Genomic DNA, 19,211 nt, shown 5'->3' with positions numbered 1-19,211 from the left:
ACCGCGTTCTGCAATCCGGCTTCAGCGCGCTTGCGCAAAGGCGGCGAAGCTGCGGGCGACATGTCGGTACACTTCGCGGCGGAACGGCACGACGAGATCGGCGACGTTTTCGAGCCGCTCCCAGCGCCAGGCATCGAATTCGGCCGGCTGTTCGTTGCGCGGTGTCAGCGGGTCGATCTCCTCGTCGCGCCCGGTGAATCGCAGCGCGAACCATTTTTGCCGTTGTCCGTGGAATTTGCCGAGACGATGCGGTGGCCCGTTGTAAGGAGGGAATTCGTAAGTGACCCAGTCGGTCTCGCCGAGATAGTCGGCGGAGACGGCGCCGGTCTCCTCCCAGAGTTCGCGAATGACCGCCTGGCGCGGTTCTTCGCCTGCATCGATGCCGCCCTGCGGCATCTGCCACTCGAGACCGGGAAGGATGATTTCCGGACCATCGTCCCTGAATCTGTGGCCGATCAGCACGCTGCCGGACGTGTTGAACAGCGCGATCCCGACATTGGGGCGGTATAGCTTCTGCTCGGACATTCCTATCGGCCCGCAAGCCTGGAAAATTCCTGCACCACACGTTCGTAAACCGGCCGCTTGAACGGCACAATCAATTCGGGAAGATTCTGCATCGGCTCCCACCGCCAGTTCGAGAACTCGGCTTTGTGGCCTCCGCCGCCGGGATGCTCCACGTCGATCTCATTGTCCTTGCCGGTGAAGCGCACCGCGAACCATTTCTGGCGCTGGCCGCGATAACGGCCTTTCCAGGCGCGGCCCGCCACCGTGCGCGGAATATCGTAGATCAGCCAGTCGCCGACTTCGCCGAGCTTCTCGACCGAGCGGACGCTGGTCTCCTCGTAGAGCTCGCGCTTGGCGGCTTCCCAGGTGTCTTCGCCGGGGTCCACGCCGCCTTGCGGCATCTGCCAGATGTGAGTGTCGTCGACATGCTCGATGCCGCCGGCGCGGCGTCCGATAAACACCAGCCCGTTTCGGTTAAGCAGCATCACGCCGACGCAGGTCCGGTAAGGCAGCTCCTCGTAACGCGTCATTCGACCAGGACTCCCAGAGCGTGATCGGGAAACAATGGCAATCAATTCTCCGAAACGATCACGCGCCAACAAAAAGACGAGACCATGACCCGATGCATCCTCGCGGATCGTGATCTGAAAGACGGGCGGGTCCGGAAGTCCGAAGTCGCGCCATCAGGGTGATGCTCTAGAGCATATTCGGTTCTGATTGAATCAGAACCGAAGCTCCAGATCCTTGTTTTGACGCATTTTCTTCACGCGACCGGCATCCACTTCGCTCGAAAACGCTTAGCTCGATTTTGATTTCAGCATCGCGGTTGTCAATGGCGCAAGCAGGATGCCGCGCGCTTCCAGCGTCCTGGTCCAGGCCGCAAGGCGCTCGATCGAAATCGGCAGCGCCGATGCCACGCCGACCGCGACGCCGCGTTCCTTGGCGAGCGTCTCAAGTTTGACCAGCACGCGGTCGATCTCCACCGAGGTCGGAACCGCATCGATGGTGAAATCGGCTTTGGCAAAGGGCAGCGCCTGGCCGGCGGCGAGAGAGGCCGCGACACTGCGCGGGGTGGCGCCGTCGTCGAAATAGCTCAAACCGCGCTTGGCCGCTTCCCGCATGATCGGCTGCATCACCGGGTCGGTCGCCACGAAACGGGCGCCCATGAAATTGGCGATGCCGGCATAGCCCTGGATGCGGCTGAAGTGCCAATAGAGCCGATCGAGATTCTGTTCCGCGTTCAGGGTCGTGAGCAGGGTCTGGGGGCCCGGATCATTGTCCGGGTAATCGAACGGCTCCATCGGGACCTGCAGCAGGATCTCGTGGCGCTGCGCCCGCGCCCGTTCGGCAAGCTTTGTCGGATCGGCGCCATAGGGCGTGAAGGCCAGCGTTACCGCCGGCGGCAGCTTCATGATGGCGTCGGTGGTCTTGGCGGCCCCGACGCCGAGTCCACCGACCACGATCGCCACCACAGGCATTTTCGCCGCCTTGGCGCGGTCGGCATCGGCCGCATAGACCGTGAACGGCTTCAAGCCGTCGGCGACCACCGGGATCATGCCGTAGCGCGATTTTTCCAGAAGGCGCTGGTCAATGCCGGCCATCGGCCCAGGTGCGGCGTCGGACTCGGCCTTGTCGGCGGCGTCGCCGCCGATCACGACGTCATGCCGCGCGCCGCTTGAGCCATCGATGATCGTAACAGTCCTGCCCTCGCCAGCGGCCGGCTTGGGCGGCGATTTCGCTGCAGGCTCGGCGGGAGGGCCGGCCGCCGCGGGTTTTTCTTCTGCTACCGGCACCTTGCGCAAGGCGATATGGGCGACCGGCTCGCCGCCGAGTGGATCGTCGTTGAACAAGGCGACGCCGGCGAAGGCGACCAGAATCAGGCCGAGCACCACCGCGAGCGCCTGCATGGCCGTGAACGGCACCTGAAACCGGCGCTTTTTGGCCACGGTTTCCTGTCCGAGCGGTGCGCTCAGCTCGTCAGCCGCCTCTGCCATGAACCCCCCGAATCAGCTGCACCGACGATAGCACGTGGTAGCCGGTTGCAGAGAAGGTCGGCCCTGTAGCCCGGGTGGAGCGCAGCGCAACCCGGGGACTTCGCCCCCGCATTGAGCAGCGGTCCCGGGTTACGCTGCGCTCCACCCGGGCTACGGGGACTCCGCTTCACCCGGGCTACGACACCTTCCAAATGAAAAGGGCGGCCGAAAGGGCCGCCCTTTGTCTGAATGCGTGGTGGCCGATCAGTTCGCGGCCTTGCTGCCCGGCTTGTTGTCGACCGCAGCCTTGTCGCCGCTCGCGGGCGGCGGCGCTGAACTGGCGGTGGACTTGATGCCATGCAGGAGGTCGTCGGCCAGCTTGAGCGCCTTGTCGTCCTTGGCGTCCGGCGGCACGTAGGACTGCGAGCCGGTCTTCTCGTCGCCGTCGGATTTCAGATGGCCGCGCAGCGAGGCCTCACCCTTGGTGTCGGTACGAGCCTTCAATTCGTCCGGCACGTCCTGCAGCACTTCGATATCGGGCACGATGCCCTTGGCCTGGATCGACTTGCCTGACGGCGTATAGTAGCGCGCCGTGGTCAGCCGCAGCGCGCCATTGCCGCTGCCGAGCGGGATGATGGTCTGCACCGACCCCTTGCCGAAGGAGCGGGTGCCGACCAGCGTCGCGCGCTTGTGGTCCTGCAGCGCGCCGGCGACGATTTCGGAGGCCGAGGCCGAGCCGCCGTTGATCAGCACGATCACCGGCTTGCCCTTGGTCAGGTCGCCCGCGTGGGCGGCCCGGCGCTGAGTTTCCTCGGCGTTGCGCCCGCGGGTCGAGACGATCTCGCCGCGCTCCAGGAAGGAGTCGGAGACCGTCACGGCTTCCTCCAGCAGACCGCCGGGATTGTTGCGGAGGTCGATGACGTAGCCCTTCAGCTTGTCGCCGATCTGGTTCTGAAGATTGGCGATCTCCTTCTTCAAGCCTTCGGTGGTCTGCTCGTTGAAGGTGGTGATGCGGATATAGGCGATATCGTCGGCCTCGACGCGCGCACGCACCGAGCGGACTCGGATGTTGTCACGCACCAGCGTGACCTCGATCGGATTGTCCTGGCCCTTGCGGATGATCTTCAGCCGGATCTTGGTGTTCACCGGCCCGCGCATCTTCTCGACAGCCTGGTTCAGGGTCAGGCCCTGCACCGCCTCGTCGTCGAGCGTGGTGATGATGTCGTTGGCCATGATGCCGGCCTTCGACGCGGGGGTGTCGTCGATCGGGGAGACGACCTTGATCAGCCCGTCTTCCATCGTGACCTCGATGCCGAGGCCGCCGAACTCTCCGCGGGTCTGCACCTGCATGTCGCGGAAGCTCTTGGCGTCCATGTAGCTCGAGTGCGGATCAAGCCCGGCCAGCATGCCGCTGATGGCGCTTTCCACGAGCTTGCTGTCATCGGGCTTCTCGACATAGTCGCTGCGGACGCGCTCGAACACGTCGCCGAACAGATTGAGCTGGCGGTAGGTGTCCGACGTCGCGGCGCGTGCGCTCGATCCCATCAGCACGGCGCGCGGTTGAGTAACGAACAGCGTCAACGCTGCACCGCATGCGGCGCTGAGGAGAATTACAGAAGTCTTGCGCATCATCCGCGAACCTTTTCGCCTTCATTTGCGGCCCACCATGGGCCTGGATCAATTGGAGTGCCGTCCTTACGGAACTCGACATAGAGCACGGGTTGGCTCGCGTTTGTCGCGAAAATGGACGCAACCTGGGATGTAGACCCCATGGTCGCGACCGGCTCCCCCGTAAGTACAAACTGGCCGATGTTTACCGAAATACGCTCCATCCCGGCGATCAAAACATGATACCCGCCCCCGGCGTTGAGGATCAAGAGTTGACCGTAGCTTCGGAAGGGGCCGGCATAGACGACCCAGCCGTCACACGGGGTTGTGACCTGGGCACCGGGCAGGGCTGCCAAAGAAATGCCTTTTTGCACGCCGCCAGCTCCGTCGGACCCGCCAAAATCACGAATCCTGGTACCGTTAACGGGATAGGCGAACAGCCCCTTGGCGGAGGCAAAGGCGACCGCCGGGCTCAGCCGCGCCGAATCCTTCAAAGCGCCCAGATTGGGCTTGCCGTTCGGTGCGGCGGGCGTTCCCTGCAGATTGGCGGTGGCGGCCGCTTTCGCGGCGCTCTTTACATCCTGTTCCATCTTGGCGATCAGGCCCTGCAGGCTGTCAACCTGCTTGGACAGGGCGATGGCGCGCGCGCCTTCCGCTTCCATGTCCTTTTCGACCGCGCTTTGCTGACGTTGCCGCTCCTCGACAAGCGCCGCGAGCCGGACCTGGTCCTCCTTCAGCTTGTCGCGGTCGCGCGCCATTGCATCGCGCTCGCTGGCGATGGTCTTGCGCAATGCAACCAGCTCGCCGAGGTCGGCGGTCAGCTTTTCCGCGCGCCCCCTCAATTCGGGTACGACCGCTCCGAGCAGCATCGCGGTCCGCAGCGACTGGAGTGCGTCTTCTGGCCGCACCAGCAGGGCCGGCGGCGTGCGCCGGCCGGCGCGCTGCAGCGCCGCCAGCACCTCGATGATCTCGGCGCGGCGTGAATCGAGCGAGGCGCGGATCTCCTGCTCGCGGCCGTCGAGCGGGCGCAGCCGCGCCTCAGCATCGACAATCCGACCTTCGACCCCGCGCACCTGGCCTGCAATGTCGATGATCTGCTGGTTGAGCTTGCTGCGGTCCTGGCCGATCGCGGCAATGTCGGCCTTCATTTTCTCCTGCAGCTCGGTCGCTTTTCGCTGCTGCTCGCGGGCGGCCTCAAGTTCCTGCTCCCGCTGCTTGATGGCGTCGGGCGAGGGCGCGGTTGCCGCCGTCTGCTGCGGCTGCGGCGCTGTTTGCGCGATCGCGGCCGTCGCAAGGCTCGCCGACAACAACACGACCGGGAGGGGGAGCGAGGATGCCGGATACCGGCGTCGGCGCGCGGTGTTGGGATAACGGTGAAGGTCGCGCAGCGACGGCATCGGATTGTTCAGCGCTTTCTCTTGTCGGTTCACGCGCGATGATAGGGGTGGTCGGCCAAAATCGTCGCCGCCCGATAAATCTGTTCCAGAAGCATGACGCGGACCATCTGGTGCGGCCAAGTTGCTGCGCCGAATGCGACGCGCAGCTTGGCCTTGCGCTGCAAATCAGGCGAAAGTCCGTCCGCGCCGCCGATGACGAAAATAGTGTTGGCGACCGATTGGTCCCGCCAGCGCCCGAGATACCCGGCAAATGCCGAGCTGTCGACGTTCTCGCCGCGTTCGTCCAGCGCAACGAGCACATGCTTTTCCGGGATCAGCGCCAAGATCGCCGCCGCTTCCTCCGCCATCCTTGTTGCGGCATCGCGCGCGCGGCTTTCCGAAATTTCATGAACGTCCAGGCCGCGGAAGCCGAGCTTGCGGCCGACGTCGTCGAAGCGCTCGCGATAGCGCTCCGCCAGTTGCCGCTCCGGGCCCTGCTTCAATCGGCCGACTGCGATGACGAGTAATCGCATTAACGCATGTTAGCATGCGCATCGGCCGATTTGCATCGGCTCAGAGACCTAGACCGCCGCGACCGGGCTTTGCGTCCACAACCGCTCGAGATTGTAGAACTCGCGTACCTCGGGCCTGAACACGTGCACGATCACATCGCCGGAATCGATCAGCACCCAGTCGCAATTGGGCAAGCCTTCGACATGGATTTTGCCGACGCCGTTTTCCTTCAGGGCTTTCGTGACGTTCTCCGCGATCGCACCGACGTGCCGGTTTGCTCGGCCCGAGGTGATGACCATGTAGTCGGAGTATGCTGATTTGCCGCGAAGGTCGATGGTGACCGTTTCTTCCGCCTTCATATCGTCGAGGCGGGAGAGGATCATATTCAGGGTCTTGTGGGCGTCGCCTTGCGCCTTCAAGGCCGCAGTTTGGGTCGATGTTTTACGCGCAGGTTTTGCTGCCTTGTTAGCTACCTTGGGTAAAACAGACTTGGACAATACAGGTGTGGCCAGGGACCATTCCTTTCACTGTATCGCGAACGCCGAATCTCGGCGCCCGCCGCCTATACTACGCATGTGGGGTTAAGGGTTTCAATATTCCAGTAAGCCCCACTTTACTTGGCATGATCCACACGATCATGCGCTAGACCGTCCTCCAGCTCCCATCAGGGTTCCGAAGGCCGGTCGACGACAGATTGGATTTCATCCCGGTAAGAAAGACCCAGGCCGGCGCCCGCAGATCGGCCAGCCGGGTCGCCTGATTCTCGGGCACGCGGTAGCGCGCGAGCGCCTGGGCGGCGGGCGCGGCGAGCGCGCGGAAACTTTGTGGCGGACGATCGATCACGGCAATCGGCACATCGGAGGCGATGCGCCGCCAGTCTTTCCAACGGTGGAACTGCGCGAGGTTATCGGCGCCCATGATCCAGACAAAATGCACGCCGGAGACGCGGCGCCGCAGATGGATGATCGTGTCGACAGTGTAGCGCGTGCCGATGACAGCTTCGAGACAGCTCACATCGATCCGAGGATCGTCGGCCACTTTCAGTGCGGCTGCAGCGCGCTCGGCGAGCGCATGCAGGCCGTCGTGATTCTTGAGCGGGTTGCCGGGCGTGAGCAGCCACCAGATGCGATCAAGCTGCAGCCGCTTGAGCGCGAACTGGCTGATGGCGCGATGCGCGGCATGCGGCGGATTGAAGGAGCCGCCGAGCAGGCCGATGCGCATTCCGTTGGTGTAAAACGGAAGCGCCTGCGCGACGGATGGCGACGCGATCTGGGCTGGCTTCAACGGGATCACGAGTTTGGGTTCACGGCCGCGTCTGTCCGCTGCCGTGGATGCGATATTTGAAGCTTGTCAGTTGCTCGGCGCCGACCGGCCCGCGGGCGTGGAATTTGCCGGTGGCAATTCCGATCTCCGCCCCGAAGCCGAACTCGCCGCCGTCGGCGAATTGGGTCGAGGCGTTGTGGAGCACGATCGCGGAGTCGACCTCGTTGAGGAATTTCTCCGCAACCGCCGTATCCTCAGTCACGATCGCGTCGGTATGCCGGGAGCCGTGCTGTTGGATATGCGCGATCGCTTCATCCACGCCCTCGACGATGCGGGCCGCGATGATCGCAGCCTCATATTCGGTGTCCCAGTCTTCTTCGGATGCCGGCTTCACGCGGGCATCGGCGCGCTGCACGGCGTCGTCGCCGCGCACCTCGCAGCCGGCATCGATCAGCATCTCGACCAGCGGCTTCAAGCTCGTAGGCGCGCCGGCGCGGTCGACCAGCAGTGTCTCGGCCGCGCCGCAGACGCCGGGACGCCGCATCTTGGCGTTCAGCACGATCGACTTCGCCATCTCGAGATTGGCGGCGCGGTCGACATAGACGTGGTTGACGCCCTCGAGATGGGCGAACACCGGCACGCGTGCTTCCGCTTCCACGCGCGCGACCAGGCTCTTGCCGCCGCGCGGCACGATCACGTCAACGCCGCCGTTCAAGCCGGTGAGCAATAGCCCGACCGCGGCGCGGTCGCGGGTCGGCACCAGCGTGATCGCGGCCTCCGGCAGGCCCGCCTCGCGCAGGCCCTGCACCAGGCAGTCATGGATCGCGCGGCAGGAACGGAAACTGTCGGAGCCGCCGCGCAGGATCACGGCGTTGCCCGATTTCAGGCACAGCACGCCGGCGTCGGCCGCGACATTGGGGCGGCTCTCGAAGATCACGCCGATGACGCCCAGCGGCACGCGGACGCGTTCTATGGTCATGCCGTTCGGACGCTGCCACCTGTCGGTGACGGCGCCGACCGGATCGGGAATGTCGCGCACGGTGGCGACGCCGTCGGCCATCGCATCGATGCGCGCCTGTGTCAGCGTCAAGCGGTCGACGAACGCCGATGTCGCGCCGCTCGCACGCGCCTCGGCGACATCCTCGGTATTGGCGGCAAGGATGGCCGGCGCGTTCTCCCGGATGGCGCGCTCAATCGCCGTAAGCGCGCGATTCTTCTGCTCGGGCGGCGCAAGCGCCAGCACGCGCGCAGCCGCACGCGCTTGTGTCGCGAGTTCATTCATCAGGGTCGGCAGATCGGCGTTCCCGTCGATCGCCTTCAGCGGCGCAGTCATGGAGCGTCCCAGCGTTCAGTTAAGGCCATGGTCTAGCACGGAAATCGGGCCCTTGGCGAGGCAAGGAACCGGCATGGCTGGCGGGCGAGTCCTAACGTCGGCCTATGGTCGAGCTTGGCGGACGGTATCTTGCCTCTGCCGTGGATATCATTAGATATCATTTATTGATATCCACGTACGACCATGGCCACCAGCTACAGCATCGGCAAGCATTTCGAGGACATGATCCAAGGCCTGATCGAAAGCGGCCGCTATTCGACGGCGAGCGAGGTCTTGCGCGACGGGCTGCGCCTGATCGAAGAGCGCGAAGAGCGCCGCAAGGCCAAGCTCGAAGCGCTGCGCGCCGAGATCCAGAAAGGCTTTGATAGCGGTCCGGCAGAGGAAGTTGGTGACATGTTCGCGCGGATAAAGGCCGAGGGACGAAAGCGGTTGGCTGCTAAGCGTGGCCAATAACAATAATAGGGCGCGCAAAAGCCCTCAGGCCGAGGTTGACGTGACCGCAATCTGGGAATTTGTCGCCGAAGATAACATTCGGCCGCCGACGCGCTGCTCGACCGCATTGAAGCTGTATTTGACAAGCTGGCGGAGATGCCGCGGGCAGGCCGCGCGCGGGAGGACCTGGCGCCTAAGCTGCGCAGCTTCCCTGTCGGTAACTACCTGATCTTCTATGTGCCGGTACCCGACGGCATCGAGGTTGTTCGCGTGATGCACGCCCGGCGAGATATCGACGCAGACGACATGCAATAGAGATCAGGCCGGATCGGCGATCCTTGGTCCACCCACCACCAAATCGTCCCGGTGGATCATCTCGGCCCGGCCACTGATGCCGAGGATGGCCATTACGTCCGGGGAGGAGCGGCCCTTGATCTTGTCGGCTTCCTCGGCGTCGTAGGCGACGAGGCCCCGGCCGATCTCATGGGTGTCGGGGCCGCGGACGATCACTGCGTCGCCGCGGGCGAACTGGCCGTCGATCCGGATCACGCCGGCCGGCAACAGGCTTTTTCCGGCCCGCAGGGCAGCCACCGCGCCGGCGTCGATGGTCAGCGTGCCCTTCGGTTCCAGCGAGCCCGCGATCCAGCGCTTGCGCGCGGTGATCGGATTGGCCGGCGTCAGGAACCAGGTGCAGCGCCCGCCGTCCGCGATCGCCTGCAGCGGATGCTCGATCTTGCCCGAGGCGATCAGCATATGCGTGCCGCCGGTGGTCGCGATCTTCGCCGCCTCGATCTTGGTGCGCATCCCGCCGCGCGATAGCTCGGACCCGGCTTCGCCCGCCATCGCCTCGATCTCCGCGCTGATGCTTTCCACGACTGGGATCAATTTTGCGTCCGGATTGCTGGCCGGCGGCGCGTCATAGAGGCCGTCGATGTCCGACAGCAGGACCAGGAGATCCGCGCTCGCCATCGTGGCGACGCGGGCAGCGAGCCGGTCGTTGTCGCCATAGCGGATCTCGTTGGTGGCCACCGTGTCATTCTCGTTGATCACAGGCACCGCGCGCCATTCCAGGAGCTTTGCGATGGTCGAGCGGGCATTCAGATAACGGCGGCGCTCCTCGGTATCCTGCAGCGTGACCAGGATCTGCCCGGCGCGGATCCCGTGATCGCCAAGCACTTCGGACCAGATCCGTGCCAGCGCGATCTGGCCAACGGCGGCCGCACCCTGGCTCTCCTCGAGCTTGAGCGGCCCACGCGGCAGCCTCAGGCGGCTGCGCCCGAGCGCGATCGAGCCGGAGGAGACGATCAGAACCTCGCGGCCTTCTCCGTGCAGCTTGGCGATATCGGCGACCAGCGCCGACAGCCATGACGCCTTGACCTCGCCAGCCTCGGAATCGATCAGCAGCGACGAGCCGACCTTGACGACGATGCGGCGAAAACGGTTGAGCGCGGGGCGTTTCATGGGATCGGTCAGCAGTGGAGCGTCGGTTGCGAAGCAATACGCATCACCCCCTTACTTTGGAAGTGGCGCACGGGAAAGAGCGTTAAGGGAACATCAACCCTGCGGGCCGAACAGGCCCTGAAATCAGCCCTGCGGCGTCGGCTGCGCCCAGGGTTCGGCATCAGCGCCACTCTTGGCCTTGGCCGACACCGGCGCTTCGCCGATCACCTCGACCAGCGCCTGCAGCGCTTCCGGGATGCCCTCGCCGGTGGCGGCGGAGACCAGCAGCGGCGTCTTCTTCGCCGCCCGTTTCAGGCGGTCCCTCTGCTTCTTCAATTCGTCCGGGGAGACTGCGTCGATCTTGTTCAGTGCGACGATCTCGATCTTCTCGGCAAGGTGGCCCTCATAGGCCTCGAGTTCGGTACGCACCGTCTTGTAGGCCTTGCCCGCATGTTCGCAGGTGGCGTCGATCAGGTGCAACAGCACGCGGCAGCGCTCGACATGGCCCAAAAAGCGGTCACCGAGGCCGGCGCCCTCGTGCGCGCCCTCGATCAGCCCGGGGATGTCGGCGAGCACGAATTCGCGGCCCTGCGCGCTCACGACGCCGAGCTGCGGGTGCAGTGTGGTGAAGGGATAGTCCGCGATCTTCGGCTTGGCGGCGCTGACCACGGACAGGAAGGTCGATTTGCCGGCGTTCGGCAGTCCGACCAGGCCCGCATCGGCGATCAGTTTCAGGCGGAGCCAGATCCAGCGTTCATCGCCCGGCAGGCCGGGATTGGCATTGCGGGGGGCGCGGTTGGTGGACGACTTGAAGTGCGCATTGCCGAAACCGCCATTGCCACCTTCGGCCAGCACGAATTTCTCACCGAGCTTGGTGAAATCGTGGATCAGCGTTTCGCGGTCCTCGTCGAACACCTGGGTTCCCACCGGCACCTTCAGCACGATCGGCTTGCCGTTGGCGCCGTGGCGGTCCTTGCCCATGCCATTGGTGCCCTTTTGGGCCTTGAAATGCTGCTGGTAGCGGTAGTCGATCAGCGTGTTCAGCCCGTCGACCGCCTCGATGATGACGTCGCCGCCACGCCCGCCATTGCCGCCGGAGGGGCCGCCGAACTCGATGAACTTCTCGCGCCGGAACGCGACGCAGCCGTTACCGCCGTCGCCGGAACGGATATAGACCTTTGCTTCATCGAGGAATTTCATAAATCTACCATAGCGTTTTCGAGCGGTTCGCGTCGAGAAAACGCCCAAGACAAAAGTTCAGAGCCTAGCTCACGAAGGCTCTAGGTAAGGCAGGGGGTCCCGTGCGGCAACCCCGTTTCGTCCCGGAAAGTCACCCAAACCCCTACTTCCAGGCCCGAAACTATGCCGCCGGCTGGGCGGCCGCATTCTCATCGGCGAGCAGGTGCAGCAGAGCGCTCTTGATCGCAGCCTGCCGGGTCGGCGCAGTGATCTGCGCGCCGAGGAGGTCGGTGACGTAGAACACGTCGCGGGCACGCTCGCCGAAGGTCGCGACATGGGCGGAGGCGATATTGAGGTTGAGCTTCGAGATAGCGGTGGTGAGCTGATACAACAGGCCGGGCCGGTCGAGGCCAGACACCTCGATGACAGTGTAGCGGTCCGACCATTGGTTGTTGATCGTGACCTCCGGCTCGACGGTGAACGCCTTCACCTTGTTGCCGCTGCTGCGATGAACGGCGCGCCGCGCCATCGCCTCGGGCAGGCGCAATTTGCCTTCCAGCACATCCTCGATCATTTCGCCGATCCGGGTGGCGCGCCGGCCCTCATCCTCGTCGCGGTCGTATTCCCGGGAGATCGCGATGGTGTCGAGCGCGCGGCCGTCGGTCGTGGTGTAGATCTGGGCGTCGACGATATTGGCGCCCGCTGAAGCGCAGGCGCCGGCGATGATCGACAATAGCCAGGGATGGTCGGTGGCCAGGATCGTCAGTTCGGTGACGCCGCGCGCCTCGTCGAACCCGACATTGATCGCAAGCTTATGCCCGGCCTGCTCGCTGGCGCGGATGAAGCGCGCCTGGCGGATCTTGCGCGGCAGTTCGACCTTGAGCCAATACGCTGGATAATGCCGTTCGATATAGGCGTTGAGCTCCACTTCCGGCCATTCGGTGAAGGCGGCACGGAATTCGGCCTGCGCCACCGCGATGCGGCGGGCTCGGTTCACCTCGGAGAAGCCGCCGGTCAGGACCGGTTCGGTCTCGTAATAGAGTGTGCGCAGGAGCTGCGCCTTCCAGCCATTCCACACGCCGGGGCCGACGCCGCGGATGTCGGCGGTGGTGAGGATCGTCAGCAGTTTCATCTGCTCGACCGATTGCACGACGGCGGCGAAATTCTCGATGGTCTTGCGGTCGGACAGATCGCGCGACTGCGCGACCGTCGACATCGTCAGATGCTCCTCGATCAGCCATGCCACGAGTTCGGTGTCGGCATTGCTGAAGCCGAGCCGCGGGCATAGCCGCCGCGCCACCTTCGCGCCGGCGATCGAATGATCCTCGGGGCGGCCCTTGGCGATATCGTGCAGCAGGGTCGCGATATAGAGCACGGGACGATGCTCGGGGCGGATCTTGCGGAACAGGTCGCTGGCGACGATGAACTCGTCATTGCCGCCGCGCTCGATCTCCTGCAGGAAGCCGATGCAGCGGATCAGATGCTCGTCCACCGTGTAGTGGTGGTACATGTTGAATTGCATCATCGACACGATCTTGCCGAAGGCGCGAATGAAGTGACCGAGCACACCGGTCTCGTTCATCCGCCGCAGCACGATCTCGGCGTTGTCCGACGTCAGGATCTCCATGAACAGCCGGTTGGCTTCCGTGTTTTCGCGAAGCTGCGTGTTCACGAGCTTCAGCGAGCGTGTCACCGTGCGCATCGCGTCGGGATGGAAGGCGAGGTTGTTCTTCTGCGCCAGGCGGAAGATCCGGATCAGATTGACCGGATCGTGCTTGAAGACGTCGGGCGCGGCCAGGTTGATACGATTGTTGTCGACGATGAAGTCGTCGCTCTCGGACACGCGCCGCTTGGTGCCGCCCGGACGCAGACGGGCCACCATGCGGCTCAGCACCGGCGCCGGCTTCTTCTGCTCCTCTTCCAGCTTGGCGCACAGGATCGCCGTGAGGTCGCCGACGTCCTTGGCGATCAGGAAGTAGTGCTTCATGAAGCGCTCGACGTCCTGCATGCCGGGATGCGAGGTGTAGCCGAGCCTGATCGCGATCTCACGCTGGACATCGAAGGACAGCCGCTCCTCGGCGCGGCCGGCGACGAAATGGATGTTGCAGCGCACCGACCACAGGAAGTCGGCGCAGCGGCGGAAGGTGCGGTACTCCTGCGCGTCGAATACGCCGCGTTCCAACAGCTCGTCGGTCTCGCGCACGCGGTAGACGTATTTTGCGATCCAGAACAGCGTGTGCAGGTCGCGCAGACCGCCCTTGCCGTCCTTGACATTGGGCTCGACCAGATAACGCGACTGTCCGACGCGGCGGTGGCGCTCCTCGCGCTCGGCCAGTTTGGCGGTGACGAATTCGGCCGCGGTGCCCTGCACGACGTCCTTGTCGAAGCGGTCGACCAGTTCGTCATAGAGCGGCCGGTCGCCGGCCAGGAACCGCGTCTCCAGGATCGCGGTGCGGATCGTCATGTCGCCGCGCGCCTGGCGGATCGATTCATCGACCGAGCGCGTGGCGTGGCCGACCTTCAGTCCCATGTCCCACAGGCAGTAAAGGATCGCTTCGGCGACCTGCTCGCCCCAGGCGGTTTGCTTGTAGGGCAGGATGAACAACAGATCGATGTCGGACTCCGGCGCCATCAGGCCGCGGCCGTAACCGCCGGTGGCGACGACCGCCATGCGCTCCTCGCCGGAGGGGATCGGCGAATGATAGAGATGCTTGGTCGCCGCCGCATAAAGGATGCGGATGATCTCGTCCTGCACGAAGCAGAGCCGCTCCGCGCAGCGCCGGCCGTGGCGGTCCTTGAGCAGCAAGGCCTGCGCCGTGGCGCGTGCCGCGATCAGTTCCGCCTTGAGCAGTTGCGCCATGGCCGAGCGGAATTGGTCCTCGCGTCCCGCGTGTTTCTCGGTGAGTGCGTCGACCGCGGCGGTGATCCGCGCGGTATCGAAACGGTCATCCACTTCCGGGCGGGGTTCGGCCACGACACTATCCATGGTCTATCCCGATAAAGGACGGCGCCAGCGCTGTCACGGGACATTGTGAGCCCGCGATCACTCTGTGCTGAATTCCCGTCGATTTGAGCAAATCCATTCTCGCGCGGCCCTCTTCAAGGTGCGGATTTTCTTGTTGACCTTCGAACCTAACTCATTGAGATAAAAAGACGTTTTATCAAGATTTTCCAACACCTGGAGGCTGAGGATGGTCCGGATTTCAAGGCGCGCCGTGGCTGCGATGATTGCAGGTTTGGCGCTTGCGCCGGCGGCAAGTTTTGCTGCGGAGCCGCTCAAGGAGATACGTATCGATTGGGCGACCTACAATCCGGTCTCGCTGGTCCTGAAGCAGAAAGGGCTCCTGGAAAAGGAGTTCGCCAAGGACGGCATCAGCATCGTCTGGGTGCAATCCGCCGGCTCCAACAAGGCGCTCGAATTCCTCAACGCAGGCTCGATCGATTTCGGCTCGACGGCGGGCTCGGCCGCGCTGGTTGCCAAGATCAACGGCAACCCGATCAAATCGATCTACGTCTATTCGCGTCCCGAATGGACCGCGCTGGTCACGGGCAAGGATTCCAAGATCGCCTCGGTCGCCGACCTCAAGGGCAAGCGCGTCGCGGTGACCCGCGGCACCGACCCGCACATCTTCCTGGTGCGCGCGCTGCTTGATGCCGGCCTCTCCGAAAAGGACATCACGCCAGTGCTGCTCCAGCACGCCGACGGCAAGACCGCGCTGATCCGCGGCGACGTCGACGCCTGGGCCGGCCTCGACCCGATGATGGCGCAGGCGGAAGTCGAGGACGGTGCAAAGCTGTTTTTCCGCAAGGCGGACGCCAACACCTGGGGCATCCTCAATGTGCGTGAGCAGTTTTTGAAGGACAACCCGGACGTCGTCCGCCGCGTGCTCGCCGTTTACGAAGAGGCCCGCAAATATTCGCTGGCGAACTACGACGAGTTGAAGAAGACCTTCATTGCCGTGACGAAGCTGCCGGACGCCGTGGTCGACAAGCAGCTCAAGGAGCGCACCGAGTTGACCCACAGCCGCATCGGCGCCCCACAGCGCGATTCGATCCTCGCCGCCGGTCTCGCGCTGCAGCAGGCCGGCGTGGTCGACGCCAAGGTCGATGTGAAAGCGGTGCTGAATTCGCTGATCGACGACCAGGTCCCGCTGCCGACGAATTGACGACCGTAGCCCGGGTGGAGCGCAGCGCAACCCGGGATGCTCTAACTGCCCGCGAGACTGTTCCGGATTGCGCTGCGCTCCCTCCGGGCTACGAAGCTTCGCGGGGACGACGCGGGGGTGAGACCGACCTTGCAATCTGGCGCGGGAAAGGGTTCTTGCCGTGGCGATGACCATTGAAGTGCCAGTGCTGGAACAGACCAACGCTGACGTCGCGCGCCCCGTGGCGTCGGTGCGGCTGTCGCGTCTTGTGCGGCCCGCGCTAGGGCTGCTCTTGCCGCTAAGCCTCGCTCTCGGCTGGGAGCTGGCGGTCTGGCTCGGCTATTCCAACGGCCGCCTGGTGCCGCCGCCGACCAAAGTCTTCGCCACGATCGTGGAACTGGCGAAAAGCGGCGAGCTGTCGCGGCACATCGCCACGACCCTCTCCCGTGTTGCTGCCGGCTTTGCCCTCGGCGTCGTCGCCGGCACGCTGCTCGGTGCTGTCTCCGGCTATTGGGGCCTGGCGCGACGGCTGCTCGATCCGACCGTGCAGGCGCTGCGTGCGATCCCATCGATTGCCTGGGTGCCGCTGTTCATCCTCTGGCTCGGCATTTTCGAAACCTCGAAGGTCGCGCTGATCGCGGTCGGCGTGTTCTTCCCGGTCTATCTCGGCGTGATGGGCGCGATCCACTCGGTCGACCGCAAGATCGTCGAGGTCGGCCGCATCTTCCGCCTGTCCGGCCCGGCGATGATCCGCCGCATCCTGTTGCCGGCGGTGCTGCCGGCCTATGTGGTGGCGCTGCGCGTCGGCCTTGGCCTCGGGTGGATGTTCGTGGTTGCCGCCGAGTTCATGGGCGCCTCCGAGGGGCTCGGCTATCTCCTGATCGACGGCCAGCAGCTCGGCAAGCCGGCGCAGATCGTCGCCGCGATCGTGATCTTCGCGATCCTCGGCAAGACCACCGACTGGCTGATCGAGCTTGCGACCGCGCCGCTGTTGCGGTGGCAGGACGCCTTCGGCCGCGGGCGCGGAGCGGCCTGATGCTCGCGCTTGATAGAGTCGGCAAGACCTATCCCAACGGGGTCCATGCGCTTTCGCGCTTCTCCGCCGAGATCAAGCTGGGCGAGATCATCGCCATCATCGGCGGATCCGGTTGCGGCAAGTCGACGCTGCTGCGCGCCATCGCCGGGCTCGATCGCGCCACGTCAGGCACGGTGACACTCGACGCCGCCACCATCACCGCGCCGCATGCCAAGATCGGCATCATCTTCCAGGAACCGCGGCTGCTGCCCTGGCTCAGCGTCGCCGACAATATCGGCTTCGGTCTCTCGGACCTGCCAGCCGATGCGCGACGTGAAAAAGTGACCCGCGCGCTTGTCCGCGTCGGCTTGGCCGACAAGGCCAACGCCTGGCCGCGCGAGCTTTCCGGCGGGCAGGCGCAGCGGGTGGCGATCGCGCGCGCCTTGGTGCCGCAGCCGGAGGTGCTGCTGCTCGACGAGCCGTTCTCCGCGCTTGACGCCTTCACCCGGCGTGACCTGCAGGACCACCTGCTCGACCTCTGGGCCGATACAAGACCGACGCTGATCCTGGTGACGCACGATGTCGACGAGGCCGTGATGCTGGCGGACCGCGTGCTGGTGATGCGGCCGCGGCCGGGCCGGCTGTTCGAGGAGATCGCGATCAATCTGGCGCGGCCGCGCGACCGCAACTCGCCCCACTTTGACAATTTCAAGCGTCGCGTGCTCACGGCGCTCGATCGTTCGCTGGACCGCAACGTGCCCGACAGCGAGGCGGCCGCGAACGCAGGCGAGGCGATGTGGTGGTGACAGCGGCGCATCCAGAGAGTACATGCATAAGCAAGAAATCCGGGAGAACAACAATGGACGCCACCGAGCTCCGCGCGCTGCAAGCCCCGATCAAGGAACGCTACAAGGCCGACCCCGCCACCGCCGTCATCACGCTGAAAGCCAAAGGCTCGATCGAGAACGAAGGCATTGCCTGCAAAGTCGAAACCGGCCGCGCACTCGCGGTCGCCGGCCTCCATCCGGCAACCGGCGGCTCCGGGCTGGAACTCTGCTCCGGCGACATGCTGCTCGAAGCGCTGGTCGCTTGCGCCGGCGTGACGCTCAAATCCGTGGCGACCGCGATCGAAGTGCCGCTCAAGAGCGGCAACGTTTTCGCCGAAGGCGATCTCGATTTCCGCGGCACGCTTGGCGTCGACAAGGAGGCCCCGGTCGGCTTTGCCGAGATCCGGCTGCGCTTCGAGGTCGATACCGACGCGCTGCAGGACAAGCTCGACCTCCTGCTGAAGCTGACCGAGCGCTATTGCGTGGTCTACCAGACCATCAGGCACGGCCCGCAGGTCGCGGTCTCGATGAAACGGGTGTGATGTCTTCTCTTACCTCTCCCATAGGGAGAGGTCGCGCCGAAGGCGCGGGTGAGGGGTTTCGCTCTCTCGAGGGACTTGAACCCCTCACCCGATTTGCTGCGCAAATCGACCTCTCCCTCCGGGAGAGGTGAAAGCGGCCGTCGCTATGACGATCCTGCAATAAATTCTTCCACACCAATGCCCCCTGAATTCATCTTCCTGCTGACGCTCGTCTTGCGCATGGCGATCACGGCCGCCTTTGTCGTGACCGCCTCCATCATCACCGAGCGATCAGGGCCGGTGATCGGCGCGCTGGTGGCGACGTTGCCGATCTCGGCGGGACCATCCTACGTCTTCCTCGCGCTCGACCATGATGCGGCATTCATCGCCGAGGGCGCGCTTGCAAGCCTGCCGATCAATGCGGCGACGATCTATCTCGGATTGACCTATGTCGTGCTGGCACAACGCCGCAGTGCATTGCTCAGCACGGCCGCGGCGGTCGCGGTATGGATCATGCTCGCATCCATCTTCCGCCAGTTCCACTGGACGCTCGCCGCCGGGCTGGTCGTGAACGTCATCACCTTTGCGATCTGCGTGCCGCTGCTGCAGCGCTACCGCCACGTGAAGAAGATGCCGCTGATCACGCGCCGCTGGTACGACATCCCGCTGCGCGCCTCGCTGGTCGCGACATTGGTCGCGGTCGTGGTGACATCCTCAGGCTGGGTCGGCCCGCGGGTCAGCGGCATCATCGCGCTGTTTCCGGTGGTGTTCACCTCGATGATGCTGATCCTGCATCCGCGCATCGGCGGCCCGCCGACGGCCGCCGTGATCGCCAACGGCGCCTGGGGCCTGATGGGATTTGGAATTGCAATCGCGGTGCTGCACCTCGCCGCGCTGCAATTCGGTTCGGTTGTAGGCTTGAGTCTTGCGCTCGCCACTTGCGTGACGTGGAATCTCGGCCTGTGGTGGCATGGGCGGCGAAGGCTTGCGCGTTAGTCGCGGCCGAACGCGGATCTGTAGGGTGGGCAAAGCGAAGCGTGCCCACCATCACGAGTCGAGTGCTTGAAGGTGGGCACGCTGCG

19 protein-coding genes are annotated in these 19,211 nt (G+C 64.6%); 7 read left to right on the top strand and 12 right to left on the bottom strand.

Features of this window, described 5'->3' with window-relative positions:
* Positions 1 to 21: 21 nt before the first annotated feature.
* From K288_RS0118045 to K288_RS0118005, 9 genes are all read right to left on the bottom strand, one after another.
* Positions 22 to 525, bottom strand: coding sequence for an RNA pyrophosphohydrolase (locus tag K288_RS0118045; RefSeq protein WP_027580820.1), 504 nt, complete (start codon positions 523 to 525; stop codon positions 22 to 24).
* Positions 526 to 527: 2 nt separating this feature from the next.
* Positions 528 to 1,034 (bottom strand): RNA pyrophosphohydrolase, encoded by a 507-nt coding sequence (locus K288_RS0118040; protein ID WP_027580819.1) that lies wholly within the window; start codon positions 1,032 to 1,034, stop codon positions 528 to 530.
* A 267-nt stretch (positions 1,035 to 1,301) separates the two neighbouring features.
* Positions 1,302 to 2,498, bottom strand: coding sequence for a divergent polysaccharide deacetylase family protein (locus tag K288_RS0118035; protein WP_027580818.1), 1,197 nt, complete (start codon positions 2,496 to 2,498; stop codon positions 1,302 to 1,304).
* A gap of 243 nt (positions 2,499 to 2,741) precedes the next feature.
* Positions 2,742 to 4,109, bottom strand: coding sequence for a S41 family peptidase (locus tag K288_RS0118030; protein ID WP_027580817.1), 1,368 nt, complete (start codon positions 4,107 to 4,109; stop codon positions 2,742 to 2,744).
* On the bottom strand, positions 4,106 to 5,482 hold the full coding sequence (locus K288_RS0118025) for a peptidoglycan DD-metalloendopeptidase family protein (RefSeq protein WP_027580816.1): 1,377 nt from the start codon (positions 5,480 to 5,482) through the stop codon (positions 4,106 to 4,108). Before K288_RS0118025 ends, K288_RS0118030 begins: the two co-directional genes overlap by 4 nt.
* 29 nt (positions 5,483 to 5,511) lie before the next feature.
* Complete coding sequence (gene rlmH / locus K288_RS0118020) at positions 5,512 to 5,994, bottom strand: 23S rRNA (pseudouridine(1915)-N(3))-methyltransferase RlmH (protein WP_027580815.1); 483 nt, start codon at positions 5,992 to 5,994, stop codon at positions 5,512 to 5,514.
* Positions 5,995 to 6,042: 48 nt separating this feature from the next.
* A complete protein-coding gene (gene rsfS, locus K288_RS0118015) occupies positions 6,043 to 6,393 on the bottom strand; it encodes a ribosome silencing factor (protein WP_027580814.1) in 351 nt (116 codons plus the stop codon).
* A 223-nt stretch (positions 6,394 to 6,616) separates the two neighbouring features.
* Positions 6,617 to 7,243, bottom strand: coding sequence for a nicotinate-nucleotide adenylyltransferase (locus K288_RS0118010; RefSeq protein WP_027580813.1), 627 nt, complete (start codon positions 7,241 to 7,243; stop codon positions 6,617 to 6,619).
* A 34-nt stretch (positions 7,244 to 7,277) separates the two neighbouring features.
* Positions 7,278 to 8,570: a glutamate-5-semialdehyde dehydrogenase gene (locus tag K288_RS0118005; protein ID WP_027580812.1), complete on the bottom strand. Its 1,293-nt coding sequence runs from the start codon at positions 8,568 to 8,570 to the stop codon at positions 7,278 to 7,280.
* Between the two features lie 183 nt (positions 8,571 to 8,753).
* Between K288_RS0118005 and K288_RS0118000 the strand changes: the two genes are divergently transcribed.
* Positions 8,754 to 9,023, top strand: coding sequence for a type II toxin-antitoxin system ParD family antitoxin (locus K288_RS0118000; protein WP_027580811.1), 270 nt, complete (start codon positions 8,754 to 8,756; stop codon positions 9,021 to 9,023).
* 135 nt (positions 9,024 to 9,158) lie between these two features.
* A complete protein-coding gene (locus tag K288_RS54750; RefSeq protein ID WP_244443170.1) occupies positions 9,159 to 9,317 on the top strand; it encodes a type II toxin-antitoxin system RelE/ParE family toxin in 159 nt (52 codons plus the stop codon).
* Between the two features lie 3 nt (positions 9,318 to 9,320).
* Here K288_RS54750 and proB read toward each other — a convergent pair whose 3' ends face one another.
* The 3 genes from proB to K288_RS0117980 all read right to left on the bottom strand — a co-directional run bounded on the left by proB (position 9,321) and on the right by K288_RS0117980 (position 14,607).
* Entirely contained in the window at positions 9,321 to 10,463 is a 1,143-nt protein-coding gene (proB, locus tag K288_RS0117990) for a glutamate 5-kinase (RefSeq protein WP_027580810.1), read from the bottom strand.
* A 123-nt stretch (positions 10,464 to 10,586) separates the two neighbouring features.
* A complete protein-coding gene (gene obgE / locus K288_RS0117985) occupies positions 10,587 to 11,642 on the bottom strand; it encodes a GTPase ObgE (RefSeq protein ID WP_027580809.1) in 1,056 nt (351 codons plus the stop codon).
* 160 nt (positions 11,643 to 11,802) lie between these two features.
* Positions 11,803 to 14,607, bottom strand: coding sequence for a [protein-PII] uridylyltransferase (locus K288_RS0117980; protein WP_027580808.1), 2,805 nt, complete (start codon positions 14,605 to 14,607; stop codon positions 11,803 to 11,805).
* Positions 14,608 to 14,845: 238 nt separating this feature from the next.
* Between K288_RS0117980 and K288_RS0117975 the strand changes: the two genes are divergently transcribed.
* The 5 genes from K288_RS0117975 (at position 14,846) to K288_RS0117955 (ending at position 19,125) form a co-directional block, all read left to right on the top strand.
* The gene (locus K288_RS0117975) at positions 14,846 to 15,787 is read left to right on the top strand and encodes an aliphatic sulfonate ABC transporter substrate-binding protein (protein WP_244443171.1); all 942 of its coding nucleotides are present in this window, start codon (positions 14,846 to 14,848) and stop codon (positions 15,785 to 15,787) included.
* A gap of 166 nt (positions 15,788 to 15,953) precedes the next feature.
* Entirely contained in the window at positions 15,954 to 16,802 is an 849-nt protein-coding gene (locus tag K288_RS0117970; protein ID WP_027580806.1) for an ABC transporter permease, read from the top strand.
* Positions 16,802 to 17,587 (top strand): ABC transporter ATP-binding protein, encoded by a 786-nt coding sequence (locus K288_RS0117965; protein WP_027580805.1) that lies wholly within the window; start codon positions 16,802 to 16,804, stop codon positions 17,585 to 17,587. The genes K288_RS0117970 and K288_RS0117965 overlap by 1 nt, the downstream gene beginning before the upstream one ends.
* Before the next feature lie 53 nt (positions 17,588 to 17,640).
* Positions 17,641 to 18,150 (top strand): OsmC family protein, encoded by a 510-nt coding sequence (locus tag K288_RS0117960; protein WP_027580804.1) that lies wholly within the window; start codon positions 17,641 to 17,643, stop codon positions 18,148 to 18,150.
* Positions 18,151 to 18,327: 177 nt separating this feature from the next.
* A complete protein-coding gene (locus K288_RS0117955) occupies positions 18,328 to 19,125 on the top strand; it encodes a hypothetical protein (RefSeq protein WP_027580803.1) in 798 nt (265 codons plus the stop codon).
* The last annotated feature ends 86 nt before the right edge of the window (positions 19,126 to 19,211 follow it).

It is taken from the genome of Bradyrhizobium sp. Ai1a-2 (assembly GCF_000426245.1).
Taxonomy (GTDB): Bacteria; Pseudomonadota; Alphaproteobacteria; order Rhizobiales; family Xanthobacteraceae; genus Bradyrhizobium.
This window is presented reverse-complemented; position numbering and strand designations above follow the sequence as displayed.